This window comes from Micromonospora sp. NPDC005367, assembly GCF_040606825.1.
Classification (GTDB): Bacteria; Actinomycetota; Actinomycetes; order Mycobacteriales; family Micromonosporaceae; genus Micromonospora.
Map to the genome: position 1 here is coordinate 37352 of NZ_JBEXFP010000053.1, position 6771 is coordinate 44122.

General features: G+C 71.4%; 6 protein-coding genes and 1 pseudogene. 3 read left to right on the forward strand and 4 right to left on the reverse strand.

What is annotated here, in order from left to right; genetic code table 11:
* Positions 1 to 12: 12 nt before the first annotated feature.
* Positions 13 to 710 (reverse strand): annotated as a pseudogene (locus tag ABZS42_RS27210) (SDR family oxidoreductase).
* On the opposite strand from ABZS42_RS27210, the gene ABZS42_RS27215 reads away from it, so the two are divergent.
* Positions 709 to 2499, forward strand: a complete 1791-nt coding sequence (locus tag ABZS42_RS27215; RefSeq protein ID WP_355149945.1) for a 5'-nucleotidase C-terminal domain-containing protein — start codon at positions 709 to 711, stop codon at positions 2497 to 2499. The pseudogene ABZS42_RS27210 and the gene ABZS42_RS27215 overlap by 2 nt on opposite strands.
* Positions 2500 to 2575: 76 nt before the next feature.
* Here ABZS42_RS27215 and ABZS42_RS27220 read toward each other — a convergent pair whose 3' ends face one another.
* Together ABZS42_RS27220 and ABZS42_RS27225 are read right to left on the reverse strand one after the other, a co-directional pair.
* Complete coding sequence (locus tag ABZS42_RS27220; RefSeq protein WP_355149947.1) at positions 2576 to 2761, reverse strand: hypothetical protein; 186 nt, start codon at positions 2759 to 2761, stop codon at positions 2576 to 2578.
* 216 nt (positions 2762 to 2977) lie between these two features.
* Positions 2978 to 4129, reverse strand: coding sequence for a geranylgeranyl reductase family protein (locus ABZS42_RS27225; RefSeq protein ID WP_355149949.1), 1152 nt, complete (start codon positions 4127 to 4129; stop codon positions 2978 to 2980).
* Positions 4130 to 4289: 160 nt separating this feature from the next.
* On the opposite strand from ABZS42_RS27225, the gene ABZS42_RS27230 reads away from it, so the two are divergent.
* On the forward strand, positions 4290 to 4526 hold the full coding sequence (locus ABZS42_RS27230; protein ID WP_355149950.1) for a hypothetical protein: 237 nt from the start codon (positions 4290 to 4292) through the stop codon (positions 4524 to 4526).
* Positions 4527 to 4609: 83 nt separating this feature from the next.
* Positions 4610 to 6052: an MFS transporter gene (locus ABZS42_RS27235; RefSeq protein WP_355149952.1), complete on the forward strand. Its 1443-nt coding sequence runs from the start codon at positions 4610 to 4612 to the stop codon at positions 6050 to 6052.
* Between the two features lie 84 nt (positions 6053 to 6136).
* On the opposite strand, the gene ABZS42_RS27240 is transcribed toward ABZS42_RS27235, so the two are convergent.
* Positions 6137 to 6421, reverse strand: a complete 285-nt coding sequence (locus ABZS42_RS27240; RefSeq protein ID WP_355149961.1) for a MazG-like family protein — start codon at positions 6419 to 6421, stop codon at positions 6137 to 6139.
* Positions 6422 to 6771: the final 350 nt, after the last annotated feature.

Here is a 6771-nt window from a genome sequence, read left to right on the forward strand (position 1 = left end):
ACGCGACAACCGTCACGTGATCGGGCGACCCCCGGTCACGCCGAGGACCTCCCCGGTGACGAATCTCGACTCCTGCGCGGCGAAGAACACGTACGCGGGCGCCAGCTCGGCCGGCTGCCCCAGCCGCCCGATCGGGGAGTTCCGGCCGAACGACTCCACCGCCGCCTCGGGCATGGTGGCCGGGATCAGCGGCGTCCGGACCGCGCCCGGCGCGACCGCGTTCACCCGGATGCCCCGATCGGCCAGGTCCGCGGCGAGCGCTCTGGTGAAGTTCGCGATCCCCGCCTCGGTCGTCGCGTAGTCGAGCAGCGGCGGCGACGGCTCGTACGCCTGGATCGAGGAGGTGCCTGCGACATCTGGTAGCCCGCGACGTTCACCAGGAGGTCCAGGCCACCGAGGTCGGCCACCGCCTGCGCCACCAGCGCCCGGCAGTGCCGCTCGTCGGTGATGTCACCCCGCACGGCCACCCCGCGACGCCCCGCCTCCTCGACCAGGCGGACCGTGTCCCGGGCGTCGGCGTCCTCCTCCGCGCCGAGCGTCTCCTCGCATACCTGGTCGGAACCGGTCCGCGAAGTCCCCACCCCCGACGCCGGAACGGAAACGACGCTCGCCGTTGCCGTAAGGGGTCGTTGTGACAGGAGTGAGGAGCTCTGGTTATGGTGCGCTCGGCGCCGATCATGCGCGCCCCCTCCGATGGAAAGGCATGTCATGACCTCTCCCTCCGGCCCCTCGCGCCGGCAGGTGCTCGCCGCCGCGGCCGCGGCGGCTGCCGCTCCGCTGATCGCCGCCACGCCCGCCCGGGCCGCCGGGCGGCCCCCCGCGCGCACCTGGGACCTCACGCTCCTGGGCACCTCGGACACCCACGGAAACGTCTACAACTGGGACTACTACCGCGACGCCGAGTACGACGACAGCAGCCAGAACGACGTCGGCGTCGCGAAGCTCGCCACCCTGATCAACCAGATCCGGGCCGAGCGGCGCGGCAAGGCCACCCTCGTGCTCGACGCCGGCGACACCATCCAGGGCACCCCGCTCGCCACGTTCTACGCCAAGCAGGAGCCGATCACCAGCACGGGCGAGAAGCACCCGATGGCGCGCGCGATGAACATCATCGACTACGACGCCGTGACGCTGGGCAACCACGAGTTCAACTACGGCCTGCCCCTGCTGGATCTGTGGATCCGCCAGCTCGGCTTCCCGGCTCTGGCCGCCAACGCCGTCAACGCGAAGACCGGTAAGCCCGCCTTCACGCCGTATGTGATCAAGAAGGTGTCCCTGGGCCTCGCCGCGCCTGCGCTGCGGGTCGGCATCCTCGGCCTCACCAACCCCGGCGTGGCCATCTGGGACCGGGGCAACGTCGAGGGCAAGCTGCGCTTCGACGACATGATCGCCACGGCGGCGAAGTACGTGCCGATCATGCGCCAGCGTGGCGCCGACATCGTCTTGATCTCAGCGCACGGCGGTGACAGCGGCACCTCCAGCTACGGCCCGGAACTGCCGAACGAGAACCCGGTCGCCCTCATCGCCGAGCAGGTGCCGGGCATCGATGCGATCCTGTTCGGACACGCCCACAACGAGGTCGTCGAGCGGTTCGTGACCAACAAGCAGACCGGCCAGCAGGTCCTGCTCTCCGAGCCGTCCAAGTGGGGTCAGCGCCTCACCCGGATGGACTTCACCCTGACCCGTGAGCGCGGCCGGTGGAGCATCACCACCAAGTCCGCCACGATGTTGAACACCAACACCGTGGTGGAGGACCCGAAGATCCTCGCCGCGGTGCGGGCCCAGCACAAGAAGACCGTGGCGTACGTCAACCAGGTCGTGGCGCGGGCCACCGTGGAGATGTCCGCCGTCGAGTCGCGGTACAAGGACACCCCGATCCTCGACTTCATCAACCACGTCCAGGCCGAGACGGTCACCAAGGCGTTGGCCGGCACGCAGTACGCCGACCTGCCGGTGCTGTCGCAGGCCTCGCCGTTCAGCCGTACCGCGGTCTTCCCGGCCGGTGACGTGAAGATCCGCGACGTGGCGGGGCTCTACGTGTTCGACAACACCCTCGAGGCGGTCGTGCTCAGCGGCGCCGAGGTGCGCGCGTACCTGGAGTACTCGGCGAAGTACTTCAACACCGTCGCGCCCGGAGCCCCGGTCGACCCCGAGCAGATCAGCGACCCGTCGGTGCCGGACTACAACTACGACGCCCTCTCCGGCGTCGACTACGACATCGACATCGCCAAGCCGGTCGGCCGACGGATCACCCGTCTCGTGCTGGCCGGCACGGACACCCCCGTTGCGGACGACGCCCAGTTCGTCGTGGCCGTGAACAACTACCGGCGCAGCGGCGGCGGGAACTTCCCCGGCATCGTCAAGACGCAGGTCTACAACGAGCAGCAGGAGATCCGCCAGCTGCTCATCGACTGGGCGCAGGCCAAGGGCATGATCGACCCGGCCGACTTCTTCCAGCCGAACTGGCGCCTCGTACGCGAGGGTGTGCCGGTGTTCTGACCGGAACCGTAGTGACGGGCCGCGGGCAACGACTGCCCGCGGCCCGTTCGCGTTCCTGGTGCTCGGTTCCGGAGGCTCAGGCGCCGCGCCGCAGGTCCCAGTTCGGCGAGGGTGTCTCCGGGGCGCCCCGACCCGGGTCGGTCTCGGTCAGCTCCACCCGGTCCTCCGGACGTACCGCGGGTGGCAGCTCGCCGAACCTGACGTGTCGCAGGAAGGCGTAGTCGTCGTCGGTGAACCGTGGTTCCTTTGGAGCGTCGCTCATCGGCCACCCCCTTCGGCGCCTCCATTCTCGCCCTGATTTCGCACCGGCGCGCTTCGGCCGTTCGTCCGAGGTCCGGTGGCGATGGCCTCGGTTTCCCGTGGACAGGTCACACCGCGTAAGGCATCCTAGGATCCTGGGTGGTGTGGAGGGACGGGTGGCATTCGCCGTGTCACGGATCGTCCACATCGGTCCGGAGCCGGAGCCGGCTCCGAGCCGTCAGGACGTCGAAACGGCGCGGCGCCGGGACGCGGGAATCCGGTCCAGCACGGCCAACATCGCCCGCACCCCGGGCCGGGCCAGCGTCTTGTCGAAGCTCGCCTGTCCCTGACAGAACCGCACGAACATCCGCCAGCCCGGAGGTGTGGCCACCAGCGCGTGGAAGAGCTCCGGCCGGCGCGAGAAGAGGTCGAGCAGCCGGTACCCGGCGCGCATCGACGGCACCAACCGCTCCCCAACCGCCCGCTCGTAGCCGGCCGGATCCCCCTCGGCTACCGCCGTCCCGGCCAGCGCGCCCGAGCGCAGCGCGAAGCTGATCCCCTCCCGGCTCCACGGTTCGAGCAGGCCCGCGGCGTCCCCGACGACCAGCACCCGGCCCTGGCGCAGCGGCGAATCGTCCGCCCGGCAACGGGTCAGGTGCCCGGAGTCGTGTGCCGCCGGTGCGTCGGCCAGGCCGAGCCGCTGCACGAAACGCCGCAGGTACTCCCGGGTCCGCTCCCCCTCGCCCCGGCCTGCGATCACCCCGACCGTCAGCCGGTCGTTCTTGGGGAACACCCAGGCGTACGACCCGGGCAACGGGCCCCAGTCGAGCAGGACCCGCCCCCGCCAGCGTTCCTGCTCCTCCGGCGGCACCTCCAGCTCCAACTCCAGCCCCAGGTCCACCTGCCGGTAACGGACGCCGACGTGCCGGGCGGTCACACCGGAGGAGCCGTCCGCCCCGATCACCGTCCGGGCCTGCACGGTCGTCCCGTCGGCCAGCCGCAGGCGTACGCCATCCGGGTCCTGCTCGACGGCACGGACCGCAGCGCGTTCGCGGACCTCCGCCCCGGCCGCCACGGCGGCCGCGCGCAGCCGGTCGTCGAACTCCTCGCGGCGCACCATCGTCACCAGAGGCGCGCGGTGCCGGCGGGTGAAGCCGCGTCGCCCGTCCCAGGTGAACGTCACCCGGTCCACCCGGTCGTGCGCGGGCACCTCGATCCGATCCCGCACGGCCGACAGCGATGTGCCGATGAGGCCCCCACCGCACGTCTTGTAACGCGGGTGTTCGGCCCGCTCGAGAACCAGGGTTCGTACGCCGGCGCGGGCCGCGGCGTACGCGGCGGAGAGCCCGGCGGGGCCGGCGCCGACGACGGCGAGATCCCAAACGATCACGGGAGCAGCCTAGGGCACGCATCGGCCGTCCGGCCCGGAGGCAGGGCCGTGCCGAGCCACGATCGCCCCTCGATCGGGTGGGCATCTTCGCCCGGCCAAGGGGTAACCGCGCAGCGCAACCGCCTGCACAGGGGCGGACGCGAAGCGCGAGGAGGAAGCGATGCAGCGGGTGCAACTGTCAGACGTCGAGGAACGGGTGTACCAGGCGGTCATCGCCCTTGAGGCCCGTGGCCAGGTACCGTACCCCGACATGATCGCCGAGGAGTCCGGGCTGACCGCGGAGCAGTTGCAGGCGCCGCTGCATCTGTTGACCGAGAAGGGTCTGCTGCACCGGGAGGACTCGCCGATGGCCGGATTGGACTTCGGCCCCAGGTTCTGCGCGCGTCAGATGGCGTGACCAGGAGGCGCCACGCGACGATTCGTCCCACGGTGGCCGGGGTAGCGGTCAGGAATGCGTGATCGACGCCAACGGGGGGCACGATGAGTACGGCGGGCAGCGAACCGGCCGACGTCGACCCTGCTGAGAACCGGCGACGCTGGCAGGCTCTCGGCGTCGGCCTGGTAGCGGCCTTCATGACGCTGCTCGACGTCAGTATCGTCAACGTGGCCATCCCCTCGCTGGACCAGGCACTGCACGCCTCGCCCAGCGATCTGCAGTGGGTGCTCTCCGGCTACGCGCTCACCTTCGGTCTGGCGCTCGTGCCCGCGGGCCGATTCGGCGACGCCCGCGGGCGGCGCAACGCGTTCGTCTTCGGCATCGCGTTGTTCACCATCACCAGCGCCCTCGCCGGCCTGGCCCCCTCCCCCACCTGGTTGGTCGTCGCCCGGCTTCTCCAGGGCGCCGCGGCCGGTATCGTCAACCCGCAGGTCACCGGCGTGATCCAGGAACTGTTCCGCGGTCCCGAACGGGCCCGCCCGTTCGGACTGCTCGGTGCGACCATCGGTATCTCCACCGCCGTCGGGCCACTGCTCGGCGGCCTGCTCATCGCGCTCGGCGGCCAGGAACACGGCTGGCGGTACGTCTTCTTCGTCAACGTGCCGGTGGGCATCATCGCCGTGATCCTCGGCTGGCGGCTCCTGCCCGGTCGGCAGAAGGGGCACGCGGATCGGCACCGCCTCGACCCGTTGGGGGTGATCCTGCTCGGCGTCGGAGTGGTGCTGGTGCTGCTGCCGCTCGTGCAGGAACAGCAGTGGCGTACCCCGTGGAAGTGGGCGTTGATCCCGGCCGGCCTGCTGGTCCTGCTCGCCTTCGCCGTCTGGGAGCACCGGTACGCCCGGACCCGGCAGCCGCTGTTCGACCTGCGGCTGTTCAAGTTCCGGTCGTACACCCTCGGATCGCTGATCGCCCTGATCTACTTCGGTGGGTTCACCGCGATCTTCTTCATCTTCACCCTCTTCCTGCAGAACGGGCACGGGTACAGCGCCCTCGTCGCCGGCCTGGCCATCACCCCGTTCGCGCTCGGCTCGGCGGCTGCCTCGGCGGCCGGCGGCCGGGTCGTCAACCGGACCGGTCGACCGCTGGTCGCCGCCGGGCTGCTCGCCGTCGTGGTCGGCCTCGCCGGGACGTGGCTGGCGCTGCGTGAGTTCCCGCACGCCCCGGCACCCTGGGTCACCGCGGGCCCGCTGCTGATCGCCGGGATCGGCAGCGGCCTGGTGATCGCACCCAACCAGACGCTCACCCTCTCCCAGGTACCCGTGCCCCAGGCCGGCAGCGGAGCGGGCATGCTCCAGACCGGACAGCGAATCGGGTCGGCCGCCGGCATCGCCGCCGTCGGCTCGGCCTTCTTCGCGTCGCTGGCCAGCAAGAACGGCGACTTCACGGCCGCGTTCGAACACTCACTCGTGGTCGCGACGGTGATCATCGCGCTGGCGCTGATCGCCGCGCTGATCGACATCGTCGTCAGCCGTCGCCAGGAGCGATGAGCCGTCCCGCCGCCATCCGGCTTCTTCCTGCCGGGGCGGTCGCAGATCGTGCTGCCCGATGGTCGCAGGCGTGGCCGGGCCGAGTCAGCTCACGGGTCCGTCGGCGGGAGCGATCCGGTCATGAACCTTGGCCGCGCAGCGGTCGAGCACCGTGCGGGCGTCGAGGCCGAGACTCTCGATGGCGACCAGCGCGGTGAACGCGACGTCGGCGAGTTCGGCGGCGACCTCGTCCCGGGTGTGCGTGACACCCTTGCGCGGGTTCTGCCCGAGCAGCCCGATCCAGGCCCCCGCCACCTCACCGGCCTCCTCGGTGAGCTTGAGGACGCGGCAGGTCAGCTCCGCGTCCCCGGTGCCGTTGGCCGCGTCCAACCAGGCACGGAAGGCACGCGCCGTGGTCCAGACCCGGCCGTCGGCCGTCGCCGGCGCCGCGCCGGCGGTCGCCGAGAACTTGCCGGCTGCGCAGGGCGCGCCGGTCGGAGAGCTACTCGCGGCCGCGCCCATCACCGCGGGAAGGTCGCCGGCCGAGGCGGCGGGCGGGGTTGGGTATCCGTTCACGCGCCCAGTGAACCGGACGGCCGGCGCCGGTCACGCCTTGGGGGCGGCGAACCGCGGCCGGCGCGATACGTCGAGCAGTCGCGCTGCGCCCGGGTCCGGACATGCCGTTGGCCGGCCCCCCGGGGGGGGGTGCGCGCCGGCCGGTCGTGGAGGGGGTTGGGTGT

Bases quoted from the DNA above. Each gene is read 5' to 3' on its own strand.
- ABZS42_RS27215 (WP_355149945.1), top strand. From the start codon at position 709: ATGACCTCTCCCTCCGGCCCCTCGCGCCGGCAGGTGCTCGCCGCCGCG.
- ABZS42_RS27220 (WP_355149947.1), bottom strand. From the start codon at position 2,761: ATGAGCGACGCTCCAAAGGAACCACGGTTCACCGACGACGACTACGCC.
- ABZS42_RS27235 (WP_355149952.1), top strand. From the start codon at position 4,610: ATGAGTACGGCGGGCAGCGAACCGGCCGACGTCGACCCTGCTGAGAAC.
- ABZS42_RS27230 (WP_355149950.1), top strand. From the start codon at position 4,290: ATGCAGCGGGTGCAACTGTCAGACGTCGAGGAACGGGTGTACCAGGCG.